Raw genomic sequence first — 23,287 nt, forward strand, 5'->3', positions numbered from 1 at the left:
ATAGATTTTTGGCTGAAGAAATTGGTTTTAGACGTTCTGTAATCTTTTCATAAAGTATAAAAACAGGAATTATTATACAACCAACAATGATTAATGCTATTAAGTCCACGTAAGTAAACGGCCTACTAATATAACTATCTGTGTAAAATTGAGTTAGTAATATTACAACCAACATCATACACTTTATCCCAAGATGTTTAACAAGGTTCATCCTCTGTCTCTCACCGCCTAAATTCAATGAATTCCACTAACATGCCTCTATACTTCTATAATAAATTCAACATAAAAAGGCATTAATCCTTCCTGGACCAATACCTAAAACAACTATTCTCTTCTTATGATGCATCATACATAATCATTGTGCTCTTGTTATTTCTCCAGCTGAATTTATTCTATTTAGGCACCCCTATATCTTGGAGTGGATAATATCTAAACTTTACTTCCCCGATAATTGACTTAGATGAGATAAGGCCAAACTCTCTGCTATCATTGCTCTTCCATCTATTATCACCTAAGACAAAGTAGTAACCTTCTGGAATTGTTTTTTCACTTGTATGGTCTTCTAAATTAAAATCACCTGTTTCATTGTTATAGATCGTTCTGTTTATATTCTTATTTACGTATGCTTCTTTATAAGCTTTGCCATTGATGTATAATACATCATCTTTTATTTCTACAGTATCACCTGGAATACCGATAACTCGTTTAATGTAATTTTCATCCTGATCAGGAGCTTGAAAGACAATAATGTCAAACCGATCTATAGAAGTTACCTTACTAATAACCAGTCTATCCTTATCTTCGAAAGTAGGAAGCATTGATTCACCTTTAACAGCTATTGGTGAAAAAAGAAAATGACGACAAACGATCGCCATTAGGAAGGCAAATAATATAGCTTTCACCCAAGAATATCGTTCATTTTTAAAGCTTGATTTCATCATAAATCCCTCCTAATAAAAATGGCTGCTTATTGTGTGTTATTAGGTCTGCTGATGATGAACTAAGCTGTCTCATTTGTCCAAAAACATTAACCAATTGGAACTGCTGAACGTCAATATGCAGGTGTTTATTTCACTTCTGCTTACTAATCACAACATTTCCTAAATATTGTGCTCGATTGGTGGAATGATTGATGAGTACTTCTAATAGATAATTCCCTTCAATATCTGGTATCTTGAACTCACCATTTTCATTCACATCGATGTTGGTCTTTTCCCCATCTTTCCATCGTTTAATGGAAATAGAGTTTGGCCAACTGTCACCACCATTCTCTTCATTCTCTTTCACAACAAACCTCACTGCCTGATTTGCAAAGACCCAAATTTCCTCTTGCTTTAACCCAAATTCCTCTATATCTTTCACCACATGATCTTCTTTCCCGCTCGAAGATTCCCAAATGATATTTGCTTTTGTTAATGGATATTCCAAATCGTTTGTGCCTATTGTCACTTCGATATAAGCAGTTGGAACACCAACATCGTAATCTTCCCCAATACAACCTGTTAGGAGGGACATAACGAATAATCCCACAAAAAATGATGAGAATATTTTCATCTTCAAACACCTCCTGTTATATCAACAAGAAGCCGCTAATCCCACTTTCTCATGTATTTTCTGATCCTTAATCAGCTCTACAAAAAAAGGGCATTCACCCTTTTTGAATCAATGCTTGATCGGATGAATCCCATCAATCACGAATGATTATTTCGTTAACTCTTTCCACACCATCCTTCGTCACTCGATCTGAACCTGATTGACGCTTGCTATTTGGATCAGTATCTTTCCAATGGATGATATACTCATTGTCCACTACCTCAATATTCGTTATGATCGATTGAACATGATCCTTACGATGCTCCTTCATAACCCGTTCTTTTGCTTCTGAAGGTGAAACCGATTCTTGAATATCCGTTTTCAGCACCTTACCACATCCGACTAACATTGAAAAACTAAGAAGAATCACAACCCATTTATAAACCATCCTATTATTGAACCTCCATAAGCATAAAACATCGTAATCCTATCTCAAGATTATTCTAGATGTCTATTCCATTCTCCTTTTTCACCTAACACGGCCTGTCCCTCACCGTACTTCAATAAGAATTTCCTGCATAATATGTATCTGGGTTCGTTATTTGATTTTCGATAAAAAACCGGGCAGAACGCTGAACCATTTCTATACATTCAGCATCGTTTAATGGAATTCTACTTCTAAAGAAACGATTTAATTTTACGGATTCTATACTTCCATTTACTCTTGTTTCTTCAGTTAAAACATTATATTGAATACGCATATACGTCTCTTTTTTGTATGTAATATAAGCAGTAACTTCACTATTTTCCAAATTAATAAGCGGGTAATCGACTTTTATGCCGTCAGGAATACAGAGGAAGATGCCAGGTTTAGGTCTTCGGAAATAAAATAATGAAAGAAAAATGATAGCAATACTAAAAATAATTGTTAAAGCACTAGGTTTATCCTTCATAAAATGCCCCTCTTCATTTATAGTTTCATTATGAAATTCGCTATTAGGCTGAAGAAATCCTTCTTCCGTTAACCTGAGCTGTTTCTATAATAAGAAAAGAACTGTCTTTTATCAGTTCTAATCCTAAGCTAACACCATTTGTTTATTCTTTAATAGTAAGCAATTTGTAAGTCATAAAGATCGTCGTTGTAAGACCAATCACCAGAAATATACTTCCCGCTGCTAAGAAATTATTGATATTTCCTCTCGCTCTAATTTGAAACCAAGAAGTATCTGAGCCACCTTTTGCTGATAACCAACTTTCAGCAAGAGATGTTCCAAAATTAACACTGTTAAAAAGGAGAACTAGTCCAACTACAGCCAACAAAATACTTAAAATCACAAAAGCTTTCAATTTATCTTTCGTCACGTTTAACATTCCCCCTCTATAGCCATGATATCGATGCATCCTTAAAATTCGATAGATATAATGGCAACTTCTTCTTTCGCTAATCTAGCCCGTTTCTACAAGAAAAACTTCACTTTCTATTTGTTTAATCCCAACTATTATTCAGCTTCCTGACAATACCTAGTTCATTACCGTCTAAATCACGTATGGTAAACTTTTTTGAACCCCAAGGTGTTGAAGAAAATTCTTCAATAACCGTTATTTGATCGTTTATTTCCTCCCATATTGCATGAACATCAGAAATGTTAAAATTAAATCTTCCATGAGATGGATGATTTTCATCCTCCTTTATAAGGCAAAGGCTGCGTTCCATCGACATCGGTAAAGCCATATTCCCTCGCTAGGTCAGCCACCATTAATGTGTCGCCAGAAAACGTAGATACTCTGCTGTCTGATGCCAATGCCACAACGGCACGACCTACATATGCTGTTGTTTCTGTGGTTCCATCCTCTGGTCCAAACCCTGAATCGATCACTCTTTCTGTTCTCATCCAACCTGGACAAACAGCAACAGCTGAAATGTTGAAGTCCTGTAATTCCTTTGCCATTCCTACTGTCATCCGATTGATCGCATTCATCGCTAAATCGTAATATAAATTACCTGATAGCTTGTCCTTGATATAAAAGGTTATATTGATTATTAATCCTTTATTGCTTTTAATCATCAGAGGTACAGCATATCGAGCGGCCAGCAGATAAGCTTGCGGGCCGGCAACCATCATCGCATCCCAATGCTCCAGTGGTCTTTCCCAAAAATGTCGTCCATCTCCAGATGGCAAAGAACTTTCGGAGCCGCCAAATACACTATTGACTAATAGATCAACCCGGCCATGTTCCATTTTAATTTGCTCAAATAGGTTTCTTACGTCAGTGTGGCTTGTATGGTCACATCGAATGGCAATCCCTTTACCTCCTCGTGAAGTGACTTCTTCCGCCGTTTCCTCAATCGTTTCTGGCCGGTTATCGGTTGTCTCTCCTTTTACACTCCGACCTGTCACATACACCGTTGCTCCCGCACTGCCTAGTTGCCGAGCAATTCCCCTGCCTGCTCCGCGGGATGCTCCTGTAACAACAGCGATTTTCCCTTCTAGTGGTCTCATATTCTCCATACTCCCTTATCCGTACCCATTTTATTTATACCGTTTATATAAATACGGTACTAAATAAGCGATTTCCTTCTTCCACTAATCTACATAACAAAAAGAGCTCGTGCTGCGCCCCATATTACATAAGCAGCATCCCTTACATGATTAAAGATGGTTCAACCCATACAGGCTTGAGTAATTCAAAACTTTTATGGTCTTCTACTATCATATGAATTCGCTCCATCATTTCATCTAGCTGTTCAGGTGCAAAACGCATGGACCAAACGACTGATGAAAAAATCACCATAGCCGCATAGATGGAATAGAGCATCCAAAAGGTTTCTGGAACTTTCTTATTGAAATACCCTTCGATTTGTCCCATTGAAAAGGGGATACTCGATTCTCTTTGAAATAGCGCTACTTTTACAAAATCGTGAAGCGGGTCACCCCAATCAAAGTTATTGAAGTCAATTACCCCAGCGTATCTTTTGTTATCCACAATAATATTTTCTAAGTGAAAATCATCATGCTGAAATCGATTGGGACGTTCTTTTAATAAATGCTTATTTTTTTCTATAAATCTAAGAATTTTATCGTCATTTTCAATCTTTATCCCACAAGTTTTATATACTTCTAGATATCGATCATGCTTGGCCATTGCTCGTTCATACCAAGAGTTTAATGCCGGAGGTGCTTTTAGAAGGTGCATACTAGATAGTTTTCTCCCCGCTTCCGTTCCTATCTTGTATTGTTCTTTTATGGTAAGTGTATGCAATGCCGTTTTGACATCCACACCTTCCATATAGGAATAAATGACGTAACAGACATTAAACTCACTCAGGATTCCGATATCAATTGGCTGAGGAGATTGGACAGGATATTGTTGCATCCTTTTTAGGATCTGAAACTCGCTCTTTTTCTTTTCATATCCATTACGATCCCCTATCCGTAATACATACTTTTTATCACTGAAATAGACGATATATTTCTTATCTAGAGAGTATCCTTTATCTAACTTTTCTATTTGAATAGCGTCTTGTAAACAGGAAACCTTATCTTGTAGAATTTGAAGAACATTCTTCATATGCCACCCCCATTATTCCGTTCCTTTGTTCATGGACATTTATTATGTTGAATTTCCCCATAAATTACAACTAACTATCCTTGATAGCTCATAACAAAAGCCTGTTTTTGTAAGGATTGTTGCTATGGATTAATAGTTGTTTAAGCAGTATGGAAACAGCCGACTTCTTATTAAGCTAAAGAACTAGATTATTTAAGTACAATTAGTTACAAATTCCGCATAATAAAAGCCTTGAATTCAAGAAAGTAATTCTAGTATTCACATGGAATAACTCAATGAGCCATTTGGCTGTTTCATAAACCGTAATTATGACGAAGCTATTTCAACTAAATCTAGATTCAATGCTATATAATGCGGCATTTGGTTATTGCTTGTTAGGCTTAATTTTCAATGACAATTTCTCCCTCACCTATTGGTATTTCGAAACCATTCAGATAGGAAGTTAAAAGGTCTTCTGTAATCGGGAACGCATTAGCATCAAAACGTTTGTTTCGTTTCTTAAGCCGTTCACGTAAATCTTCTTCATGAACTTTTAAATTAATAAGTTTCCATTTACCGCCAGCCTTTTCGATAAGTTGCTTATATTGATCCCTTGTTTCACGATTCCAAAAACTGAAGTCAATTACCACCTGTTGTTTATCATGAATTAACTTTATTAAATGATCGCGCAATTTTCTTTCTGCAGCTATCTTGTATTCTTCAATCTTATCAATTGAGAAATCAATCCCATACCGACCATTAGTAGCCCATATTTCTTCATCAATAGAAAGACGCACAAAACCTTCTTTTTCTAATTGTTGGGAGAATGTCGTTTTCCCAGAACCAGCTACACCACACATCATTACCACTAGAGGAGTGGCGTCATTTCGTTCACGATAAATCAGGTCAAAATCAAATTTCTCAAACATCTTGATACTCTCCCCCATAATTACCCCTCTCCATTTTTAAGACAATAATCCTCCATTTCGGTATGTATGCCAGGAAATCCTTCTAACCCCTAACCTTCCCTGTTAGCTGCATAACAAAAAAGGAGCTGATTACACAGCCCTTGCCCCAGTTCGTTGAATAGGATTATTCGTTTTTTTCACCTATATACATTATATGTTCAGCTAAACTCAGTAAATCCTCTCGTTCACATACCTGTTCTGCAATATCTAACCAAGCATTTATAACCTCTGGGCTTTTCTTAAGGAGTTCTGGCTCACGAAGATATAAAAAACTTTCGCAATTTAGTAAATGAAGTTTTTTAAAATTGAATTGATTAAAAAATGGAAGAACATTTTTTGGAGAAATAAAAAAGTTATCTGAAAAGCCTTTTCCCGCAAAGTTTCTGTCTTCTACTATCATTTTTAGTTGGGATTTTCGCTCATTATCTAATATAAATTCAGGATTATGGATGAGATAGTCCCAAATGAATGAATAAGAAGAAACAAAGGCAACAAAAATCGTTCCTTTTGGCTTTAGCTTTTTTACGCATTCTCTAATTGTTTTCTCTCTATCATTCTCACTTTTAAGATGATACATAGGACCCATACATAGCACACTGTCATATTGATGATCCTCAACAGTTGATAAATCACGACTATCGACTTGCAAACCTTTAAGAGGAAGACCAAGCTCTGTTGCCTTTTTCAATGCAAAGTCTACATTCTTTTGTGAAAGGTCAGCTAATGTCACATCGCATCCACGTTCAGCAAGATAAAGTGAATACTTGCCTGGACCACCACCGAGGTCCAATACTTTGTCATTAGGCTTAATATAACGGTTCATAAAACGTTTGCTTAGTTCAAACTCTACTTTGTGGCGATCAAGACGTTCCCACTCATTATTGACTGATTCATCATAAAATCCCCTCACATTTTCCAAGCTATCCATACTAAATCCCCTTTTTCATTTATATTATTTTTTGAAATATAAATATATTCCTTCTTAAGCTCAACTGCCCCTTAACTATAAGAAGTTCAACAGAAAAAGGCATTAATCCTTCTTGGATCAATGCCCCCTGTTTAAAGAATAAGAATAAAAAAATAGCTGGTCACAGCTCATATTATTGGTGTAAAGACTTGTTCCAAGCCTATTAATCGAAAGCAGTAGTTAACGTAAATAAATTGAGTAACTAACTGCATAAACAAATACGGCTGAAGACTTAGAAAATAATTAGACTCTAGGGTGTTAACCAAATATTGACAATTCAGTATGATTAGGTTGTACTTCAAGGATTTAAAAACAATCACAAATGTATTGGAGGGAAATTATTTGAAAACATTATTAAGCACAAAAAAATTAGGCTGTATTCTTCTGTTAATAATTCTTATTATGCCTATGTTTTCTGTCCTTGTGCACGCTGCTCAACCGTTTAAAACGGAAGATATTGATAAATTTGTCGCTGACTATTTAGAACGCAACGGGCTGCCTGCTGCATCCATTGCTGTCGTAAAAGACGGGAAATTAGTATATGAGAAAGGCTATGGTCACGATTCTGAAGGGATACCTATAACAGAAAAGTCATTAATGAGAATTGCTTCCGTATCAAAATCATTTACTGCATTTGCTGTTTTACAACTTGTTGAGGAAGGGAAAGTTCAACTGGATGACCCAGTTATCAACTATTTATCAGAAGTAAAACTTGACGATTCAAGATGGGAGGAGGTTACAATACGTCAGCTTTTGAGTCACACATCAGGAATTCCAAACCCAATTATTCTTCCACCAGCGAGTAACTTAAAAGCAGGTGTGGACCGCTTGAATGCTTGGAAACTGAAAACGAATCCAGGAGAGAAATACTATTACAGCAACGCAAATTATTGGGTCTTAGCACGCTTAGTGGAAGAAGTAAGCGGAATAGAATTCACTCAATATCTTAAACAGAAGATTTTCTCTCCACTAGGAATGAATGACTCACTCACGACTGTAAATTCGGGGGATTTTGTACAAGGGCTTCCCATAGGGTATGTAACAGCATATGGGACTGCAATACCCTGGACAGAACTTGAGCAAATGTTAATGGGCTCAGGAGGAATGATATCTACAGCATCAGATATGGGGAAATGGCTTTCTATGCACACAAACGAGGGGAAAAATGAATTAGGTGAGTCATTATTAGCTAAAGAATTATTGGAAGAATCTTATTCACCTCAACCTGGAAGTGAAAAATATGGACTTGGTTGGCAGTTAAGCTCACCAAATATGAAGCCAGCACGCATTTCACATAGCGGGGGCGAATTTACGTATCAAGCTCAACAAGATATCATTCCAAGTAGTGGCTATGCTGTTGCCGTTTTACTAAATAGCTCTACTCCTACTTTAAAACACGCATATGAAATCAGTTCAGGGATTATTCAATTGACAGAGGGGAAAGAGCCTGAATTAAAAGCGCCAGTACCTAAAATAATTGATTTATCACTTGGTGTAATGACATTGATTTACTTACTTTTAGGTACCAGAGGAATTTTGCGAAGTAAGAAATGGTCAGATAAACGTAAACAACATCCTAGTTGGAGATTTATCCTTCGGTTAATTCCTCAATTGGTTCCAACTTTATTAATCGGATGGTTGTTTTTTATTGTTCCAACGTTACAAAATAACAGTTCGACCACGATTGATGCATTCGGTCTTTATCCAGCTGGGATGTTCTTATTGGCGATTGTTTTCATCATTGGATTAGTTCTTACCATTTTGAGAGTCTATTATCGAATGATATTAGCCCAATAACTAGATCGTTAAAACCATCAAATCCTCGTTAAAATACTGCCCATTATATTTAAGGGCATTTCGTTCTATCCCATAGATCTCGAATCCCAAGGATTTGTACAGCATCTTTGCTGAATGATTGTCAGATACGACTGTTAAGTTGATTTGTTCCAAATCATCCATATTTTTAGCCTTCTTTATTAGTTCAATCATTAGTGATTTTCCTATCCCTTGTCCTCTAGAGTCTGGTGCTACGTACAACCCGTAAACATTTGCTTTGTGACGGGTTTTGAGACTGTTTTCACGCATAAAAGTAACGATCCCAGCTAATGATCCATTGTAATCAAAAGCACCTAAAACAAATTTATCCTTAACTGGTGCTAATCTCTCTGCAACAAATTCCAGTGAGAATTTAGCTTCTCTCTCATATGTAGAACCAAATGCTTCTGGATTGTTTTTTAATGCACTCAATCGTACTTCTTGATACAACTTAGCATCAGACTTATTTAGAATGCGAATTGCCATCATTCATTTCCCCTTTTAAGGTTATATTCTAATGAAATCATTTCACTCAACTTTGTAACTTTTGCAAAAACTGGGGTTATTCTTCTTGTTCGACTAATCTGCCCGTTTCTTTCATAAGGGGTTCAACACCCCCTGATCGTTAAATGAATCCCCTAATGCTTTTTGGAAGCCTTAATGATAAATGTTGCAGGTACTAATTGTGCTCTTTGGGATGAATACCATCTTGAAGGATGATCTGCACCGACATTTTCAGGCAACACGACTTCATCTATGACCTTTTCAATTGTGAAGCCAGCTTCAATTAGTGTATTAATATAGGTGCTAAGCTTTCGATGGTATATAACAACATGATTATGCCAAGCCTCATTATATTCTGGCCCTTCAATATGATAAGATTTTTTAAAGGTAAAAGATGATTGTGTATAAGCCAGACGGTCGTGAATGGGATGTTCCCAGCTAAAGATGAAAATACTGCCGGGCTTTAAATAGCTATGTATATTTAACAATGTACGGTATAAATCAACTGTCCACCCCAAAGCATAAATAGAGTAGGCAATATCGAAGTAATCCCTTGGTATTCCTGGATTTTTCTCCATTGGAGATTCAAATAATGATACGTTAACTTGTTGATTACTCAACAAGTTTTTAGCGGTTGCTATTTGTTTGGCTGAAAAATCTAATCCCCATAATTCTTTAGCTCCTCGATCTCCCATATATTGCAATGAATGCCCGCTCCCACACCCTATATCCAATACTTTATGACCGGCGATATTGCCAAATAATTCGAGTTGTTCTTCACTTAAAGAATAAGGACCATATTCGGGAAGAGCAGTTTTTCCGAAAAAACGTTCTGCCGACCTTTCCCAACTATCTTTATTCATATTCAAAATATCCGTGTTCGTTTCCAACCCTTCCATTCCCTTCAACGATTATTTAATCAAAATCCTACTATGACATGACCGCTTTCAACTGTTAGTTATTCAAACAAGAATATAATCGCTTTTGTCTATCGAAACGACAAAACAGAAGCTGAATCTCTGTATAGAAGGAACAATCTATACAAAAACACCCTAACAAAAAAGAGCTGATTTAGCCCTTGATATGGGAGTAATCCCCCTGTAGCTCAATGTTTTTTTGTCCGTTTTGTTCTTAACAATGAAAAAAGCAAGGTCCCCTCCATTTAAATCGACGGCTCACATTATACTACCTCGATAACTATACTTTCATATAGCTTCTCATCAATATATACAAGGACTTTCCATATTCCTGCTGATGGAAATGTTAAAAGTGAAGGCATATTCACACTGCCCGGACTTACTGCAGCACTCTTATAAAAGGTACTCGGGCCAGAAAGGACATCAACAACTTCCTTTGTCTCTTTTTTTATGGCCTTTACTTTCACTGGTTTATCGTAAATGTTTTGTCTTCCAAAATAAAACCAAAAATATTTCTGTGGTTCTTTCGCGATAATTGGGAATGAACCTGTGAAACCTACGCGCTCTGTACTTCCCACAACCGTATACGAACCCTTTTCACCATCTTCATAGATAACGGAATGTTCGAAGGTTGGAGACAATTCCCATTCATTTTCTGAACCTTCATAAATAATCTCATCATTATCTTCGTTTACTTTTTTATCTTGTTTTGATTTTTGAATGTCCAATACATTGCATGCAGCCAAAAGCCCGGTTATCGTAAACATGAAAAAAGCAAGAATGTATTTTTTCACTTAAATGACACTCCTCCCTCATAAATAAAGTGAATAAAACGGCAAAATATACTTCATTTCATTCTTATGCAAACCTGCCCGGCATCAATAATAAGGATTCAACATTCTTTGATCATGCAAATCTCACCTATATTCTCTTGTATATATAAACTCTCTGTTAAAGGTCCTATCAATCTAAAGCTTCTGCTTCCCAATCCTTTTCGAGAGCTTCATAGGATAAGATAAATTCCCTCAACCCAGAAGCCAATTCCTCCCTTTCACCGGTCTCATGATCCCAAAGGTACACCCTCTCGTCAATTCCCTCTTCCGTTCTCCGGTAGCATAAGAGATCTCCTGTCTCATCTTCCGCGATGGCAATTAAATCTTCTGGCATGCCTTCATCCCTTAATTCATTGTTCTGGCGGACCAGGTCATCCCATGTTTTCTTCAGATTGGCGGGATCCTTAATCGGAAAAAACGTCCATTCATCCACCTGGGCATTATTCGTCAGCGTGAATAATTCTTTGTATTCTGCCGGTAAACGAATACCTAATTGTTCCTCTGCCCGATTAATCTCAGTCTCTGTCACACCCGGTTTTCTTGAATCTACCCATTCCAGTACATCCTTCATTAGCTAAACATCCCTTCCTCCCAGTATTCAATTATCCGCATAGCGGTCATAAACAGATTTTTGAAATTCATCAAACCTAATCTTCTCAAGCCCCAGCAACCTTTGGCCTGCATCATTTACCGCAATAACATGCCCTTTATCGTAAACAAACCAAGCGTCCATTGGGAATTCATAGATTAGCTTTCCTTCTGTGGCAGTCCGTTTATCTAAGGCTTCTGCCAAGTCCTTCCCAAAGCCGATCCCCATAAAGGAATAATAACCGCTTTCATTTTTGGAAATGGCTACGACGTTAACCGGCCTTCCCTCCTGATAGACAGCTGCATACCAATCATCCGTTTTCTCAAGTGAATCATTTTTATTTTCCAAGAATGCCTTTGAATAACGCCATTTTTGATGAAGCTTGCCAATTTGTATGTTCTCACTGGCAGAGAAATGAAAATCCTCATGATCCTCCGCTCGTACGGTTTCTAACACAGCTTCCACCAAATACTTTTCTGCATATTCCTTTGGGGAAGCCGCTTCAGGCGGATTAGCCTCCATGCATGAGGTCAATATGCTTATTAGCAGGACGGCCGTAAACAAGGATATCCATTTTGCCATAACAGCTACCCTCCCTTTCCTCTTAAGGCTGACAACCATTTACTTATCTTATGATTGAATTATGCAGCAGCATGGTATAATATGGACGTACAAAGACAGTCAAAACCGGAGAGCTGGTTACTCTTTGGCACAATCGCCGCGAGCGGCGTACTAAAGCCACCCTCCCGCTTTACAGCATAGGGTGGTTTTTTGTGTCTCTGGCTTAAGGAGACTATATCTTTGAAGCGGAACAGGTATTTTTCAGAAAATTATACCATACCCTTGCTTTTTTAAGGGGAAAATTAGGAGGAAAACATGATGAAGAAAAAGAAGAAAACCATCGGCGAGATGACGAACAGCCGTATGACATGGTCCATCAATCCGACAACCCGGGTCGTAAAGAATAAGAAGGGAAAAGGCTCCTACAGTCGCACGAAGTTCAAACATCGTGGAGACGGGGAGCTTTTTTCATGCATAAAAATAGCCCAGCGGTCATCCAAGATGACAGCTGGGCCGATAACCGTTTAAATCACTCTGCTTAAGAAATGCTTCACAAAACGCTCTTCATCTACATCCACACACACATTAACGAGCGGTCTCCCTTGTGCATTCGGACAGGTCTTTCCTTCCCTTTCTCCTTCAAGCTCCACCCATAGACGTTCCGGCTTCAAGCTAACGAAGCTCTTGTCAATCGCCAAGCCGACCGCAAGCGGATCGTGGAGCGCACAGCCCTTAATCCCTGGGTTTGCTTTCTTGTAGAAGTCAATATAGAACTCCGTCATGTCAGCGAAGAAGGAGCCGAGCTCTTCCCCTTTTTCACGCCAGCCCTTCAGCTCCTCTGTCGGAAGCAAGGTTTGCATGGTCACATCAAGTCCGACAAGATAGAGCGGCAGATTGGAACGGAAGACAAAGTCAGCCGCCTCCGGATCGCGGTGAATATTCGCCTCTGCATGTGGTGTGACATTTCCTTTCGTGTATACAGCGCCGCCCATGATGATGACTTCCTCAAACAGCGGTGTAATCTCCGGTGCCTTTTGAAGGGCAAGTGCCAGGTTCGTCAGCGGACCGACGCAAATATACGTGATCTTGCCGGGCTTATTTTTCACCTGTTCAATTAAGTAATCTACGGCATGCTGGTCACTATGGGCCATTTCATCCGTTGGCTCCTCATCGATTAAGTTGCCGAGGCCGTCATGTCCGTGTACGACATGAGGGAAGTCACCGTTCAAGCCTCTATTCAAGGTTTCCCCCGCACCTGCATAGACAGGGATGTCCGAACGGCCAAGCTTCTCAAGAACGAGCCGGGAGTTACGCGTTGCCTTCTCCACGGTTACGTTCCCGAAGCAAGTAGTAAGTCCAAGAAGCTCAATTTCTGGGGAATGCACGGCATAGGCAATGGCCAGCGCATCATCAATTCCTGTATCGACATCTACTATAATTGATTTCATTCTGCTTTCTCCTCATCATCCTGTAGTATCTGGTTTGCGAGTAAGGCAAGGACTGCATCATCCATCGGAGGATTGTGAAGCCCCGCTCTCACGTCGCGGAAATAGCGCTGCATGGGATTAGATTTCTTCAAGCTTTGGGCCCCGACGACCCTCATCGCCTTATCTACGATGCTGATGGCTGCATTCGTGACCGCATATTTGACGGCAGCGAGCTCGCCTGCCATTTCATCCCGTTCATCCGGTTTCTCATCCCAGCGGGCAGCGACCGCATAGAGGAAATGGCGGGCCTGCATAAGCTCGAGCTCGATATGGCCAATCTTTTCCTGAATATGGGGCAGGCTCGAAATCGGCTTTTGCAGGCTGTTCGGCGTATAGCTTTTCGCAAATTGCACGGCATAGTTCCGCGCACCTAGAGCGATGCCAATATAGCAGGCTGGAATATGTAAAAGCCAGCCGGTTCCTTTCTTTGGTGCTGCCTTTTCGACATAGTCATCCGCTTTGACGTGGACGTTCTGGAGAACAAGATCATGACTGCCTGTGCCTTCCATCGCAATCAAGTCCCACGTCTCATCAATGGACACACCTGCTAGATCTTTATGTACCATGAACCAGCCGACTGTTTCCTCCTCTGGAATCCAAGCACTGACTAGGAAGATATCCAATGCCGGAGCAAGTGAGGTGAAGGTTTTGCGGCCATTCAACACCCAGCCGTCACCCGTTTTCACGGCTGTCGTTTGCGGCCGGCCGCCTCTTGTCGGGCTGCCGGTTGCCGGCTCAGAGGCGGCCCTGTTCACTAATGCCCCTTTGGCAATCGCATGGAAGAACGCATCCTTTTTCGCCGGATCCCATTGCTGATTCTCCAAAACCTCTAAGATGGTCATATTATGCCAGCCAATTGCCAGGGAAGTAGAGCCGCAAGCACTTGCTATCAATTCCTGTCCATACAGGAATGCCTGCAATCCTTCCCCGTATCCGCCATACTCCTTCGGCAGCGTCAATTTCGTATAGCCAATCTGCTTCAAATCCTCGATATTCTCAAACGGAAAGGCTTGATTGGCTTCATACTGAGGGGCCCTTTCCCCAAATGCCTTGACAGCGCCCTTCAAGCGCTTCATCACCTCAAGCTGCCTTATTTCCTTCTGTCCAATCATCCATCTATCACCCTTTCTAAACCTGCGTCACTACCAACTACTAACCTCTATAGGGAAAATTAAACATAATCATCCTGTAATAAGCCCATCTCCCACATATTCCAATAACCCTTACCCACTCTGGCATGGTCTCTCAGGAGGCCTTCCTTCTGAAAACCAATTCTCTCATAGCAGGCGATGGCTCTTTTGTTGTGCTCATATACACCAAGTGCCACTTTATGTAGATTGAGATGCGAGAAGGCGAATGTGACCGCTTCCCTCATCATCTCCTCCCCGAGTCCCTTGGCACGCAAGGCTGGCGTTCCAATCAGCACCTTGCCAATCCGTGCTGACCGGTGGCGCTGATTGATTTTCCCGATGGCAATATGACCAATGCAATCACCCGTTTCATTTGAATACACACTAAACGCAACTTGCTTTTTATCTGCTTGATAGGCTGCTAGCTGCTTATCTGTGAGAGGGAAGGTGAAAGTTGAACCTGACCAAATCGTCATCTGTTCTTCACTGTCAATCCAGCTGATCAGATGGTTGAAGTCAGCCTGCGTAAATGGTTTGAGGGTCAGGCGCTTGCTCTTCAGAACATAATCCTGCCCTAAATAATAGGGTTCAATCATGGTCTCGCCCTTTGGCGTAACCTCATAGGCTCTTGCTTCCGGCCGTGAGCTGACAATTCGGTGGAGTTCTCCGTTAACGTAATGAAGAGCCGTTCCGTCACTAGCTGCCATTCCGCCCATCATGACCCCTTCCTTGATCATCTGCTGATAGGCCGGCCGCCTTTTCTCCTCCTCATTATAATGCGGTGAATGGCTCCCTTGAAGAATACCTGTTCCGACGACCGGTTCAAGCTCTCCGCCATACGAATCCGTCACGCCCATCTCAAACCAGCAAATCGCCCCAGCACTGATTCCGCATAGAAGAACCCCTTGGTCATATGCCTTCTTCAAGATATCCACTAAGCCCCATTCCCTCCTAAGAGCCATCAAGTTCTTCGTGCTGCCGCCGCCGACATAGAGGATATCCTGGGCTAAGATAAAGCTCTCTAAATCCCGGCATGGCGGCTTAAAGAGGGAAAGATGCGTTGGCTCGCAGTCATACTGGTTGAAAAACTGATAAAACCGGTCAATATAGCCATCCGCATCCCCGCTTGCTGTACCGATAAAGCAAATCTTCGGCACCCTTGCTGCGGACTGGCCCATGATGTATTCATCCAGCAGCGGGTTATCCGGCTCCATTGAAAATCCCCCGCCGCCTAACGCGATTACCTGTTTCATTCCATCCCTCCACTCATCCTTTTTACCATTTTATCACGAACAATTCGCACAATATGAAAAGAAGCCCAATTCAATTGAATTGGGCTCTTCCCCTTAAGGTGTATAATCTGCATTGCCAGTGACTTTCTCTCCAGATTCCTTTACACCAAAAACATTTCGGTCGATCCATTTATGGAATAGCCATTCTCCGCCGGCTATCAGGATAGCAGCTAATAATGAAGCAGAGAGGATATTTGTGTCATTCGGGAACAAAGCCTCTCCCATTAACCAAATGACGGCAAAGGCCATTACCATATCAGATACGGTCGCAATTAAGTTTCGTTTCTGATGCTCCTCTGGTTCCCCGGACTTGCGGAAGATCAACAAGTCACCCAATACATAGGCCGCAAGCGTTAAGACAAGACTGACTATCAGGGTGTCTACAAAACTCACGCTAAAGGCAACGGTCAATACAATCCACAACACAGCTGTCACCATAACAAATTTAATCAATAAGGCTTTTGCATGCTCCATTCCTTCCACCTCCTCCCTTAAGCTTTGTTACCCATTACCACCTGTGACTGTATGTAAACAATCTGATTCCAGACAAAAATAAAAAGCCGAGCTTCTTGTTGGCTCCGGCTTCTTGCCCTAGATATCGAGAGTTAATTGGATGGTTGGTTGTTTTTTATGGTCTATGACAACGATTTTCTTCTTTATGACCTGATGATTCATATAGATTTCAACCGTATATAACCCTTGGCTGGCTGTCCACTGCACAATCCCTTTCTCATTCGTCTTCTGAGGGAAAGAAGCATTTCCATTTGACGCACTCTTTAAGATAACCTCCAAGTTGCCGATCGGTGCATCATCCTGGTCTGTGATGGACAAGGTAACCGGAATCTCTTGATCCGCTGCTGAGGCGCTCTCCCCGAAGGAATACTGTCCCTTATTCGCGAAAATCCCGCTCCCGTCCTTATCATCATAAAAGACCGCATAATAAAAGGCACAAAGATTGATTAGACAAATTAACAAGGCATAGAATACAAGCTTGACCTTCGCCACTGCATCCAAAATGAACTCCCCCCTTGTTGATCTTCTATTCACCGTACTGTGCAAACCCGTATGTCACACTTTCCATTACTTGTTACTCATTTTACCACAAGTTTTCAGAATTATGCTTGGTTAACAGAATGTTTACAAAAGCTCAACGGCTTCTTAAAATTCATTTCGATTCCTGCTCTTTTAGCTGTATGGTTTAGTGGATTATGCTCACTTTCCTTTACGTAAATGGTTTTCAAAGTGGAGGATGGACTGAAGAAATTCATTTTAAAATTTTTTTAATCCTTTTTTTATTCTGTTAATCAGTGTATAATCACCTATAATAAATGCAATGAAGAGAAGAGTAAGTGTGCTCAAGCATAACAGAGAACTCCAGCAGCTGAAAATGGAGGATGTAATAGCCCACTGAACCAAGTCTTGGAGCAACGCATAGGAATTTCGTCTAGATATTGATTATGTGTCGGTTTCTCCCGTTATCGAGATAGAGTATAAACATTTGTTTCATTATGTCGTACTCGAAAAGGTTTCTGTGGTGACACAGGAATAAACTGGGGTGGTACCGCGAACTTCTAAATATAAGGAGTCTCGTCCCTAAGGATCATAATCCTTGGGGGTGAGATTTTTTTGTTTTATAAACAATATATTTAGGAGTGATACAATGAAATGGAAAAATCCTCTTTTACTTTTATTCGGAATCGGAATATCCAATATCGGGGCATGGGTTTATTTGATTGCTTTGAACTTGATTATATTAGATATGACGGGGTCACCTTTAGCTGTATCAATCCTGTATATTCTTTCACCCATTGCAGCCTTATTGACGAATTTTTGGTCTGGAACGTTTATTGATAGATTAAACCAAAGAAATCTAATGATCCTTCTAGACTTAATAAAAGCAATATTTATTTTTACCTTGCCGTTTCTAGATTCGCTTATTCTCATCTATCTAGTCGTCTTTCTAATTAATATAGCTAAATCGATTTTTGAACCCACTTCCATGGTTTACATGACTAAATTAATTCCCAAAACGGATAGACAAAGATTTAATGCACTGAGAAACTTCATTCATTCATGTGGATTTATACTAGGACCTTCCATTGCCGGTTTCCTTTTTATGATTGGATCTCCAAACATAGCTATACTGATGAATTCGATCGCGTTATTTTTATCAGCCATCGTCATTTTTCTTCTTCCGAATGTGGAGATTGGGAAAAGCGATAGTATAACTGGAAAAGCTACTGCCTCTTTAATTTTAAACGATTGGAAAAGGATCCTGACATTCAGCAAAACAACTATTCATGTGACCTTCGTTTACGTTCTATTTAGTATCATTTCAGTGTTTATGACTGCTTTGGATTCTTTAGAGGCTGCATTTGCCACAGAGGTTTTATCTTTATCTGAAAGTACCTATGGATTTCTTGTCAGTATTGCCGGTGTTGGAATTATCGGGGGCTCATTGGTAAATGCTGTATTCGCCAATAAATTATCCTTAAATATTCTGATGGGACTTGGTGCCATCTTCACTCCTATCGGCTATCTTATTTTTGCTTTTTCAACTGATTTCCTAGGGGCATCTATCGGTTTCTTCACCTTAACCTTTTTCTTATCTTTCGCTAATACAGGGTTTTTAACGTTCTATCAAAACAATGTACCCGTAGATATTATGGGCAGATTCTCCAGTGTCTTCGGAATGTTGGAGGCTGGTTTAATCATCTTATTTACCGTTATACTCGGATTATCGGCTGAACTGTTTGAAATCCGGCCAATCTATATGATAGGCTCTTTTGCTTTTTTGGCATTGGGGCTACTTATTACCTTTATTGTATCGGATAAATCGAAAAGAAATTATTATGAGCAAGTGATAGAATAATAAAAAGGTCCTTTTCTTACTTGTAGAAAAGGACCTTTTTGATCATTACTCAATAAAGATGCTCATCCCGGCTATTAGTATTGAAGATAGGATAACAGTAATGACCACTCACTTCCGAAAAGTGTCAGCAACTAAATGACTAAATTCCCGCAAATAGTATAGGTAATTATCTCCGCCATAGTTATAGCGCTTGTTATACATCTTTGCAACGACCACATGGTATTTCGGAATGACTAGAAGAGTTGGACCCGTTACGCCTAAGATTTGATAAGAGCCTTCGGGCACCTATCACCAAGCTCACTATAGGCGGCAGGCTTCCCTTGCACAAACCAAAACAAACCGTTTTGGGGAAGTCTCGTATCCTTGTAAACAGGACTTTGAACCTGTGTCGCTATTTCAATGACCTCACGTGGAACGATTTGTTTTCCATTCGCCATTCCTTTGTTTAAGTGAAGATTGCCCCATTGTGCAAACTCCCTTGCAGAAGTATGTAAATTTGACTCCAATCCATCATTGCCATTCCCTAGGCTGTATGTCCCTTCTATTTCTGGATGAACGATTACCTTCACTAATGAATCCTTCTCTTTTGTTTGCCAGGCTGTTTCTGTAAAACCTAATGGGGAGAAGACTCTTTCCTCCAGAAGGTCTGGAAAACTTCTATTAAACAGACGATTTACCAGCCTGGTCAGCATTATCACATTGATTCCTCTATAGACCCACCCCTGACCAGGTTCAAACTCTCGAAAAAGAGTGCCATCCTCTTTTTCGTGTAACCCGTGCGAGTGCGTAACTAAATGCCGTATCGTTGTTTTTCCAAGCAATTGTTCATCCATTTCGGTGAAATAATCAATTGCATAGTCATCAAGACTTTTGATTCTCCCTTCATAAAGAGCATAGGCAATCACTAACCCAAGATAGCTTTTTCTGGCAGAAGCGACATTAAATTGAGAGGATGGGGTAATGGGGGCTGAGTCAGCAGAATTCGAATGATGCCCATTATAGTAGTCCAAAATCACTTCATTATCTTTCAGAATATATAAGGATGTCGCACTGCTCTTATTCTTATTCTTTATTTCCTCTACCCAACTAATTAGCTTTTCAAGTTTCTCCACAATAATCTCCCTTATGGCCAATAGAATGTTAAATCCTTAAAACTATTCTCTACTAATTGCTCGAATCCTTCTTTATTGATTCTGACAAAAGCAGCAAAAAAAGCGTCTTCCGATATGCATCTGTTTGTGTAAGTACCCTTCCATACAATAATTCAATATAATAATCTGCCTTCATTCTACCTATACTCACCTATCATCTGTAACGACAAAATAGTATATTTAAAAAAGTTGAAACTTTTTGCCATATAATCATCTCTAATGAGTAAAAGGAGGGGAAAAAGTTGGATGAATTAATGTTAATCAGAAAAGCGATTCAAGGTGATTCCGAGGCCTTTGAACAATTATTAATTGTACATAGTGATCGCTTATATAGAACAGCGTATCTGTATGTTGGAAATCGAGATGATGCTCTCGATATCGTACAAGAGACGGCTTATAAGGCATTCTCCTCTATAAGGCAATTAAAAAACGAGGAATTTTTCTTAACTTGGATAACAAGAATTCTCATTCACTGTGCGTATGATGTCCAGCGGAAACGAAAAAAAGTGTTTCCTTTGGAAGATCAATTGGCCATACCGAGAGAACAAAATGAGGAAAAGATGGACCTTACAGAAGCAATAGGGAAATTGCCAGAAAAGCATCGGATGAGTATAATCCTTTTCTATTATTACGATATGAGTTTAAAGGAAATTTCTAAAGTTCTAGAGACACCTGAGAATACCATCAAAACATATTTGAGCCGTGGAAAAAAACTATTACGAAAGTTATTGGGAGGGAGCTATTTTGATGGACAAAAACACGTTCTCTAATAAAGTTAACGAAGTTGACGTACCAAAGGAAGAGGTTTTGCAATCAATCAAGCTGGGAATTAGCCGCGCAGAGGAAGAACACCATCCCAATAAAAGAAAACCTCGTCTAAAGGCTTGGATTATGTCAACTGTTGCTGCGGTAATCCTGATGTCTTCCAGCTTAATCGTCCCTTCTTTTTCAAAAGTGCTGGCGGATGCACCTATAATCGGAGGTTTGTATGCAAACTTTAACGATATGGTTGGAAGGAGCTTAGAAAAGCAAAATCTAGTGAAGGAGCTCAATCAGACCTATACAAGCAACGGTGTGGATATTGCGTTAACAAGTGCTTACTATGACGGATATCTAATTGGCATTACCTTTGATGTAAAAGGGAATCTCCAGGAGAAAGATGGCTATTATTATGCATTATATGAAATTTTTAATGGTGACCCGCTAGCTGATGAGACAAAGGAACTAACAACTTTGACAAAAACGAAAGATGGCTATACAGGGCATATTCGTATTGTTTATCCATATAAGGATTTACCCAAGAATGATACCATTCCTGTTTCCTTTGAAGAAATAGGAACGAAAAAAGGCAATTGGCAATTTGATGTACCTGTGCAACAAAACCAAATCGAGAAATACGTGTTTGACAACAAAGAAAGCACGAATCCTGAGGGTGATATAGTATTTAAAGTGGCATCTGTCATAACTGGTAAAGCTTCTACTGCTATCATTTATAGTGTCACTTATCCAAAGGGAGAATTAGATTCCTCCGTTAGAATGCTGAATGTTGACAGTACTGCACATATACCTTTGGGAGGAACAAGTGATGGGAAGATCGATCAAATAACAGATGGGGATAGAACAACCATTATTAGAAGATTAGTAATTCCAGACCGACTAGAAAATACAACCTTGACGGTATGGCCGTCATATGATGAAACTCATTCACCTGTGGAACCAATAAAAATAGATCTTCCATAAATAAAAGGCGTGCATAGAATAATCTATCGCACGCTTTTTGAATTTTTATCTTTCAAATGCCCCAGTTATACGAAGAAACCATTCCATTTAGCGGTCTCACAATTTCGGCTGTTTCCCCTTTATGTCCAAAAGGAACAAACTTCAAGACAAGAAAACTGCCCTTTGAATTAAGCGCAGTAGCCCAGGGATGCCGTTGCTCTCCTATTAGTTATCTATAGAGGATGCATTAAACGAAAAATCCTCATTTATCTCAAGCCCAGAGGTCATATCCTTCACTTTGATTTGATTATTCCTTACCTCCTCTTCCCCGATAAGGATTACCGTAGATATTCTCTCTTTGTTTGCCTTCTTTAGAGCCTTACTCATCTTTTTGTTGCTCATCTCAAGCTCCACCTTAAAGCCCTTCTCCCGCAAAGCGTTTGCTACTAACAACGATTCCTTTAGCGTACCTAATGGAATGATGTAATAATCCACATCAGATTTGCTGTCTGAAGGTCCCGTTATTGAGCTAATGGCCGTATAAATCACATCCAAACCAAATGAAATTCCAACCGTTGAATAGTTTTCACCTGTGCCAATCAACCCGCCTATCGCCTGATCATATCTGCCCCCGCTTCCAATACTCGATTTGATAGATTGATTCGTTAAGAATATTTCATAGATTGTGCCGGTATAGATCTCTAAGCCACGCGCAAGGAAGGGATTGAAGACACATTGTTGATTGATACCTAGTATGGATAGAAAGGATTCTAACTCATTTAGTTCCTTTAGTCCTTCCCTCACCTCTTCATTCCCGGGAGCAAATGATTCAAAACAGCTAACATTCTTAGCCTCTAATAGAAATCTCTCCAGCAATGAAATAGTGGAATCTGATAAGCCTTGTTCATGCAGCTCAGAAACCACAGCATTAAGGCCCACTTTTTCAAGTTTATCTAAGATGAGAATGACTGGATTGATTTTTTCCCTTTCCACACCAAATCCACGAAGCATCCCTGCTAAGAGCTTGCGATTATTGTATTGGATGATGACATCTAGCTCGAGGTTTTCCAGAATGAGAACAGGAAAAACACCAAACAGGGTCCACTTCATTTTGATGTGTCTACTATTCAGGGTTCAGTTCAAAAACCCTCACTCCTCTATTCTAAATTCACCAAATAAGACATGAATCCTTCCAAAGATTCATGCCCAGCCGATAATAGTTCATTTCAGCTGTTTTTTTTAGTATGACGATAAAACCAGCCTCCTTTTCCCTAATATTGGATATATCTTTTATGATAATTATGCCGATTCCATTTGTCTATTATCTATTCAAGAAATGATGCATGGCTCAAGAGTTGGCATTATAGCTCTTAAGAAAAGGCTGTTTTCGTACAGATTGT

Annotated in this window: 25 protein-coding genes, 2 pseudogenes and 1 other annotated feature; of the genes and pseudogenes, 5 read left to right on the plus strand and 22 right to left on the minus strand. The window is 39.7% G+C overall.

Annotated features, from left to right (window positions below; all coding sequences use genetic code 11):
* Nucleotides 1-392 precede the first annotated feature (392 nt).
* The 9 genes from lepB to AC622_RS11305 form a co-directional block, all read right to left on the minus strand.
* The gene (gene lepB / locus AC622_RS11265; protein ID WP_049671149.1) at nt 393-938 is read right to left on the minus strand and encodes a signal peptidase I; all 546 of its coding nucleotides are present in this window, start codon (nt 936-938) and stop codon (nt 393-395) included.
* 133 nt (nt 939-1,071) lie between these two features.
* Nucleotides 1,072-1,554, minus strand: coding sequence for a hypothetical protein (locus AC622_RS11270; RefSeq protein ID WP_049671150.1), 483 nt, complete (start codon nt 1,552-1,554; stop codon nt 1,072-1,074).
* A gap of 133 nt (nt 1,555-1,687) precedes the next feature.
* Complete coding sequence (locus tag AC622_RS11275; protein WP_049671151.1) at nt 1,688-1,981, minus strand: hypothetical protein; 294 nt, start codon at nt 1,979-1,981, stop codon at nt 1,688-1,690.
* Between the two features lie 112 nt (nt 1,982-2,093).
* Nucleotides 2,094-2,486, minus strand: coding sequence for a hypothetical protein (locus AC622_RS11280; RefSeq protein WP_049671152.1), 393 nt, complete (start codon nt 2,484-2,486; stop codon nt 2,094-2,096).
* Nucleotides 2,487-2,628: 142 nt separating this feature from the next.
* A complete protein-coding gene (locus tag AC622_RS11285; protein WP_049671153.1) occupies nt 2,629-2,895 on the minus strand; it encodes a hypothetical protein in 267 nt (88 codons plus the stop codon).
* Nucleotides 2,896-3,212: 317 nt separating this feature from the next.
* A complete protein-coding gene (locus AC622_RS11290) occupies nt 3,213-4,034 on the minus strand; it encodes an SDR family NAD(P)-dependent oxidoreductase (RefSeq protein WP_049671154.1) in 822 nt (273 codons plus the stop codon).
* 142 nt (nt 4,035-4,176) lie between these two features.
* The gene (locus AC622_RS11295) at nt 4,177-5,103 is read right to left on the minus strand and encodes an aminoglycoside phosphotransferase family protein (RefSeq protein ID WP_049671155.1); all 927 of its coding nucleotides are present in this window, start codon (nt 5,101-5,103) and stop codon (nt 4,177-4,179) included.
* A 380-nt stretch (nt 5,104-5,483) separates the two neighbouring features.
* Nucleotides 5,484-6,011 (minus strand): AAA family ATPase, encoded by a 528-nt coding sequence (locus tag AC622_RS11300; protein ID WP_049672917.1) that lies wholly within the window; start codon nt 6,009-6,011, stop codon nt 5,484-5,486.
* A 163-nt stretch (nt 6,012-6,174) separates the two neighbouring features.
* Complete coding sequence (locus AC622_RS11305; RefSeq protein WP_049671156.1) at nt 6,175-6,978, minus strand: class I SAM-dependent methyltransferase; 804 nt, start codon at nt 6,976-6,978, stop codon at nt 6,175-6,177.
* 381 nt (nt 6,979-7,359) lie between these two features.
* Between AC622_RS11305 and AC622_RS11310 the strand changes: the two genes are divergently transcribed.
* Nucleotides 7,360-8,814, plus strand: a complete 1,455-nt coding sequence (locus AC622_RS11310) for a serine hydrolase domain-containing protein (protein WP_231589516.1) — start codon at nt 7,360-7,362, stop codon at nt 8,812-8,814.
* Here the strand turns inward: AC622_RS11310 and AC622_RS11315 are convergent, their stop codons facing one another.
* From AC622_RS11315 to AC622_RS11335, 5 genes are all read right to left on the minus strand, one after another.
* Nucleotides 8,815-9,321: a GNAT family N-acetyltransferase gene (locus tag AC622_RS11315; RefSeq protein ID WP_331456708.1), complete on the minus strand. Its 507-nt coding sequence runs from the start codon at nt 9,319-9,321 to the stop codon at nt 8,815-8,817. It abuts the gene before it with no gap.
* Between the two features lie 149 nt (nt 9,322-9,470).
* The gene (locus tag AC622_RS11320) at nt 9,471-10,235 is read right to left on the minus strand and encodes a class I SAM-dependent methyltransferase (RefSeq protein ID WP_049671158.1); all 765 of its coding nucleotides are present in this window, start codon (nt 10,233-10,235) and stop codon (nt 9,471-9,473) included.
* A 281-nt stretch (nt 10,236-10,516) separates the two neighbouring features.
* Entirely contained in the window at nt 10,517-11,047 is a 531-nt protein-coding gene (locus AC622_RS11325; RefSeq protein ID WP_049671159.1) for a DUF4871 domain-containing protein, read from the minus strand.
* Between the two features lie 169 nt (nt 11,048-11,216).
* Nucleotides 11,217-11,657, minus strand: coding sequence for an SMI1/KNR4 family protein (locus AC622_RS11330; RefSeq protein WP_049671160.1), 441 nt, complete (start codon nt 11,655-11,657; stop codon nt 11,217-11,219).
* 27 nt (nt 11,658-11,684) lie between these two features.
* Complete coding sequence (locus AC622_RS11335; RefSeq protein ID WP_049671161.1) at nt 11,685-12,257, minus strand: hypothetical protein; 573 nt, start codon at nt 12,255-12,257, stop codon at nt 11,685-11,687.
* Between the two features lie 294 nt (nt 12,258-12,551).
* Between AC622_RS11335 and AC622_RS11340 the strand changes: the two genes are divergently transcribed.
* A complete protein-coding gene (locus AC622_RS11340) occupies nt 12,552-12,764 on the plus strand; it encodes a ribosome alternative rescue factor ArfA (protein ID WP_197089932.1) in 213 nt (70 codons plus the stop codon).
* Here AC622_RS11340 and AC622_RS11345 read toward each other — a convergent pair.
* The 6 genes and pseudogenes from AC622_RS11345 to AC622_RS11365 all read right to left on the minus strand — a co-directional run bounded on the left by AC622_RS11345 (nt 12,761) and on the right by AC622_RS11365 (nt 17,159).
* Nucleotides 12,761-13,684: a nucleoside hydrolase gene (locus tag AC622_RS11345; protein WP_049671163.1), complete on the minus strand. Its 924-nt coding sequence runs from the start codon at nt 13,682-13,684 to the stop codon at nt 12,761-12,763. The two genes, AC622_RS11340 and AC622_RS11345, sit on opposite strands and share 4 nt — an antisense overlap.
* A complete protein-coding gene (locus AC622_RS11350; RefSeq protein ID WP_049671164.1) occupies nt 13,681-14,835 on the minus strand; it encodes an acyl-CoA dehydrogenase family protein in 1,155 nt (384 codons plus the stop codon). Before AC622_RS11350 ends, AC622_RS11345 begins: the two co-directional genes overlap by 4 nt.
* Nucleotides 14,836-14,894: 59 nt before the next feature.
* The gene (locus AC622_RS21395; protein ID WP_231589600.1) at nt 14,895-15,449 is read right to left on the minus strand and encodes a GNAT family N-acetyltransferase; all 555 of its coding nucleotides are present in this window, start codon (nt 15,447-15,449) and stop codon (nt 14,895-14,897) included.
* Nucleotides 15,426-16,106, minus strand: a pseudogene (locus tag AC622_RS21400) (Type 1 glutamine amidotransferase-like domain-containing protein); the annotation flags it as partial. The pseudogene AC622_RS21400 and the gene AC622_RS21395, both read right to left, overlap by 24 nt.
* 93 nt (nt 16,107-16,199) lie before the next feature.
* A complete protein-coding gene (locus AC622_RS11360) occupies nt 16,200-16,619 on the minus strand; it encodes a YndM family protein (protein ID WP_049671165.1) in 420 nt (139 codons plus the stop codon).
* A 117-nt stretch (nt 16,620-16,736) separates the two neighbouring features.
* Nucleotides 16,737-17,159 carry a DUF2606 family protein gene (locus AC622_RS11365; RefSeq protein ID WP_049671166.1) on the minus strand — a complete coding sequence of 141 codons (423 nt, stop codon included), beginning with the start codon at nt 17,157-17,159 and terminating at the stop codon, nt 16,737-16,739.
* A gap of 310 nt (nt 17,160-17,469) precedes the next feature.
* Nucleotides 17,470-17,743: a binding site (T-box leader), on the plus strand.
* A gap of 62 nt (nt 17,744-17,805) precedes the next feature.
* Here AC622_RS11365 and AC622_RS11370 point away from each other — a divergent pair.
* Entirely contained in the window at nt 17,806-19,017 is a 1,212-nt protein-coding gene (locus AC622_RS11370) for an MFS transporter (RefSeq protein WP_049671167.1), read from the plus strand.
* Between the two features lie 108 nt (nt 19,018-19,125).
* On the opposite strand, the pseudogene AC622_RS11375 reads toward AC622_RS11370, so the two are convergent.
* Nucleotides 19,126-20,129 (minus strand): annotated as a pseudogene (locus tag AC622_RS11375) (serine hydrolase domain-containing protein).
* A 281-nt stretch (nt 20,130-20,410) separates the two neighbouring features.
* Here AC622_RS11375 and AC622_RS11380 point away from each other — a divergent pair.
* Together AC622_RS11380 and AC622_RS11385 are read left to right on the plus strand one after the other, a co-directional pair.
* The gene (locus AC622_RS11380; protein WP_049671168.1) at nt 20,411-20,938 is read left to right on the plus strand and encodes a sigma-70 family RNA polymerase sigma factor; all 528 of its coding nucleotides are present in this window, start codon (nt 20,411-20,413) and stop codon (nt 20,936-20,938) included.
* The gene (locus AC622_RS11385; protein WP_049671169.1) at nt 20,916-21,908 is read left to right on the plus strand and encodes a DUF4179 domain-containing protein; all 993 of its coding nucleotides are present in this window, start codon (nt 20,916-20,918) and stop codon (nt 21,906-21,908) included. Before AC622_RS11380 ends, AC622_RS11385 begins: the two co-directional genes overlap by 23 nt.
* Nucleotides 21,909-22,112: 204 nt before the next feature.
* Here AC622_RS11385 and AC622_RS11390 read toward each other — a convergent pair whose 3' ends face one another.
* A complete protein-coding gene (locus tag AC622_RS11390; protein WP_053103752.1) occupies nt 22,113-22,997 on the minus strand; it encodes an ATP phosphoribosyltransferase regulatory subunit in 885 nt (294 codons plus the stop codon).
* Nucleotides 22,998-23,287: the final 290 nt, after the last annotated feature.

Source organism: Bacillus sp. FJAT-27916 (assembly GCF_001183965.1).
Lineage (GTDB): Bacteria > Bacillota > Bacilli > Bacillales > Pradoshiaceae > Pradoshia.

Excerpts from the sequence above, each read along its gene's own strand:
- AC622_RS11305 (WP_049671156.1), bottom strand. The coding sequence starts at position 6,978 with ATGGATAGCTTGGAAAATGTGAGGGGATTTTATGATGAATCAGTCAAT.
- AC622_RS11320 (WP_049671158.1), bottom strand. The coding sequence starts at position 10,235 with ATGGAAGGGTTGGAAACGAACACGGATATTTTGAATATGAATAAAGAT.
- AC622_RS11330 (WP_049671160.1), bottom strand. The coding sequence starts at position 11,657 with ATGAAGGATGTACTGGAATGGGTAGATTCAAGAAAACCGGGTGTGACA.
- AC622_RS11280 (WP_049671152.1), bottom strand. The coding sequence starts at position 2,486 with ATGAAGGATAAACCTAGTGCTTTAACAATTATTTTTAGTATTGCTATC.
- AC622_RS11335 (WP_049671161.1), bottom strand. The coding sequence starts at position 12,257 with ATGGCAAAATGGATATCCTTGTTTACGGCCGTCCTGCTAATAAGCATA.
- AC622_RS21395 (WP_231589600.1), bottom strand. The coding sequence starts at position 15,449 with ATGATTGAACCCTATTATTTAGGGCAGGATTATGTTCTGAAGAGCAAG.
- AC622_RS11295 (WP_049671155.1), bottom strand. The coding sequence starts at position 5,103 with ATGAAGAATGTTCTTCAAATTCTACAAGATAAGGTTTCCTGTTTACAA.
- AC622_RS11290 (WP_049671154.1), bottom strand. The coding sequence starts at position 4,034 with ATGAGACCACTAGAAGGGAAAATCGCTGTTGTTACAGGAGCATCCCGC.
- AC622_RS11315 (WP_331456708.1), bottom strand. The coding sequence starts at position 9,321 with ATGATGGCAATTCGCATTCTAAATAAGTCTGATGCTAAGTTGTATCAA.
- lepB (WP_049671149.1), bottom strand. The coding sequence starts at position 938 with ATGAAATCAAGCTTTAAAAATGAACGATATTCTTGGGTGAAAGCTATA.
- AC622_RS11275 (WP_049671151.1), bottom strand. The coding sequence starts at position 1,981 with ATGGTTTATAAATGGGTTGTGATTCTTCTTAGTTTTTCAATGTTAGTC.
- AC622_RS11385 (WP_049671169.1), top strand. The coding sequence starts at position 20,916 with ATGGACAAAAACACGTTCTCTAATAAAGTTAACGAAGTTGACGTACCA.
- AC622_RS11340 (WP_197089932.1), top strand. The coding sequence starts at position 12,552 with ATGATGAAGAAAAAGAAGAAAACCATCGGCGAGATGACGAACAGCCGT.
- AC622_RS11345 (WP_049671163.1), bottom strand. The coding sequence starts at position 13,684 with ATGAAATCAATTATAGTAGATGTCGATACAGGAATTGATGATGCGCTG.
- AC622_RS11300 (WP_049672917.1), bottom strand. The coding sequence starts at position 6,011 with ATGTTTGAGAAATTTGATTTTGACCTGATTTATCGTGAACGAAATGAC.
- AC622_RS11390 (WP_053103752.1), bottom strand. The coding sequence starts at position 22,997 with ATGAAGTGGACCCTGTTTGGTGTTTTTCCTGTTCTCATTCTGGAAAAC.
- AC622_RS11360 (WP_049671165.1), bottom strand. The coding sequence starts at position 16,619 with ATGGAGCATGCAAAAGCCTTATTGATTAAATTTGTTATGGTGACAGCT.
- AC622_RS11350 (WP_049671164.1), bottom strand. The coding sequence starts at position 14,835 with ATGATTGGACAGAAGGAAATAAGGCAGCTTGAGGTGATGAAGCGCTTG.
- AC622_RS11270 (WP_049671150.1), bottom strand. The coding sequence starts at position 1,554 with ATGAAAATATTCTCATCATTTTTTGTGGGATTATTCGTTATGTCCCTC.
- AC622_RS11370 (WP_049671167.1), top strand. The coding sequence starts at position 17,806 with ATGAAATGGAAAAATCCTCTTTTACTTTTATTCGGAATCGGAATATCC.